The organism is Bacillus sp. JJ1532 (assembly GCF_036965085.1).
Classification (GTDB): Bacteria; Bacillota; Bacilli; order Bacillales; family Cytobacillaceae; genus Cytobacillus.
Map to the genome: position 1 here is coordinate 1 of NZ_JBALOW010000115.1, position 2,347 is coordinate 2,347.

General features: G+C 33.2%; 3 protein-coding genes and 1 pseudogene. All 4 read left to right on the forward strand.

Annotation, left to right across the window (positions count from 1 at the left end):
* A pseudogene (locus tag V7122_RS24255) lies at positions 1-197 on the forward strand (hypothetical protein); the annotation flags it as partial.
* Positions 187-375 carry a hypothetical protein gene (locus tag V7122_RS24260; RefSeq protein WP_335529699.1) on the forward strand — a complete coding sequence of 63 codons (189 nt, stop codon included), beginning with the start codon at positions 187-189 and terminating at the stop codon, positions 373-375. The pseudogene V7122_RS24255 and the gene V7122_RS24260, both read left to right, overlap by 11 nt.
* Before the next feature lie 346 nt (positions 376-721).
* A complete protein-coding gene (locus V7122_RS24265) occupies positions 722-1,078 on the forward strand; it encodes a hypothetical protein (RefSeq protein WP_335348321.1) in 357 nt (118 codons plus the stop codon).
* Positions 1,079-1,383: 305 nt separating this feature from the next.
* Complete coding sequence (locus V7122_RS24270) at positions 1,384-2,040, forward strand: polysaccharide deacetylase family protein (RefSeq protein ID WP_335348320.1); 657 nt, start codon at positions 1,384-1,386, stop codon at positions 2,038-2,040.
* Positions 2,041-2,347: the final 307 nt, after the last annotated feature.

Genomic DNA, 2,347 nt, shown 5'->3' on the forward strand with positions numbered 1-2,347 from the left:
TGATTGGTTTTTCAAGTGGTGCATTATTTCTTCATTTTTATGATTGGAGTTCAGGAGGAACAGGAGAAGGTGCAGGATATGGTGGAGCATTCTTAGGACTTATAACCTTAGCTAATGGGGTCCTCATTCTGGTGATTGGAATTATTAGATGGATTGTAAAACTGTTCTTGTTAGGAGGTCTAAAAAGTGAAAAATAAAACTCGTTTAATTATTACACTAATATGTAGTTTGCTTGTTTTTGCTTTTGGTATGTTTAGAATACTTACTGAATCACTTTCTTCAGCACCTATGTTTGTAGCATGTTTTTTCGCAGTTACTGGGTTTATCGGAATTGTTGCAAACGGGGCAATGCTAAGAAAATCACAATCTAATTAGACAATCCAGACGTACGATTCCTAAAATGGAATCGCTTTTTTCTTGTTCAACTCCCATGAAAACTTAAAAAGCTCAAAACCCAGAAAAAAGCATAACAAAATTGACCCAGTAAAACGCTTTTTAAAAAAAGGCTGGGCCTTCTGAGTGTTCATTAGACAGGGGAATCCATTTTCATTCTCTGTGGTGAAGCGCTAATTTTTGCGCTTCATGGATGGCTAACGGGTCAGATTGTTCAACAGGGACGGTCGCTTTTTCACTAACATGCAGGTTACTTTAATAAGAGTTAATTTAAAATGACTGAAAATTACAAGTATTCATGTTAAGATTTCAGTGGAGGTGGTACATTTTGCAGAAGGTACTTTTATTGTTTTGTTTTTTTGTAATATTAGTAGGCTGCTCAAACAGATCTGAAACAGAGCCGATACATCCATTGTTCTCAAATGATGAAAGCAAATATTCCCTATTAGTTGTTGACGATACTGGAATATACAATCTTGATAATGAGTGGAAGACGAAAAATGGTATAAAGAATGTCAAAAAAATACATGGAAGAACTTCTTTAGAGGATACAGCCAATTCATATAAATTCTTAGAGTTAGAAGAAACACCAACATTTATTGTATTTGATGTAAAGGATGTTGTATTTAAAACTAATAGTGAAGAGGAATTGATTGAATTTTTATTAGAAAACAATCCAAATTAATTTATAGAAAAAGAATATCTTCTTTCTTGAACTAACGGGTGCGTTAGCACAATAACTAATAATAAATCTTTTTAATTTTTCCATATTCAGCATTCCAGTGCTTTTCTGTAAAAGGAACATCGCATATTTTTATTATAGGGCCAGATTGTTGAACAGCCCCCGTATTGGAAATTGGATAATTGTGTTTGAAACACAATAGATATTGTGAAGGTTTGCACTTCAACTAATGGAGGTTAGTTGAGCAAGGAAAAATCTCCAGGATTGAGGTTGTGATAAATAAGGTTTCAAAAAGGATAAACAAACATATGATAGATATTATTGTTAACAAAGCGAGTGTATTGATAATGGCAATTAGTAAATCTAAATTCGTCTCACTTACCTTTGATGATGGACCATCTCCATACACAAATCAGATTCTTGACATCTTGGGAACCTATAATATTAAAGCAACTTTTTTTGTTGTAGGTAAGGCAGTAATAAAATATCCTGAAATCGTTAAGCGGATAAATAACGAAAAGCATGTTATAGGAAATCATACTTGGAATCATCCAAAAATCACCGATTTATCTGCAAAAGAGTTATCAAGCCAGATCAAAAAAAACAACTTGGAAATAAAAAAAATAATCGGCAAAGAACCGATAATCTTTCGTGCGCCGTATGGTAAGATAGATGATCAATCCCTTAGAATTATTCATGATTCGGGTTTGAAATCAGTATTATGGAATGTAAATAGTAGGGACTGGTCTTTAACAAGTGCAAAAAAGATTGAAAGACGTGTTCTAAAAAAAACAAAGACTGATAGCATCGTATTATTACATGATGGTGATAAATTTGGAAGTGGTCCGAGAGATGCTACTGTTCTCTCTTTGCCAAATATAATTGAGGATTTAATGCAATCAGGTAATAAATTCCTAACTATTCCAGTATTTCATCAAAAGTGTTTTACTATAGAAAAATGGTAATAATTTAAATTTTTCTCCTGAATAGTAACAAATGTGATGAGTGAAACCTCTGATTTTTTCACCCGAATATTAGGTAGTAAGGAAAACTCTATGGAAATTTTCATGTCAAACGAAAATAAACTCTCTCCATTAAGGTATGTGAGACATGTAAATAAAAAGGGGCACTGCTATATTGCAATAAATCACATTCCCTAATCGTCGCACTTTTACTCCTCATTTCTTATTGAACTAATGGGTGCATTTCTTCAAGAAGGAGAAGTGCTCTTTTATAGAAGTTATTGTACTAACGAAGCAGTTGTGCGGCCGA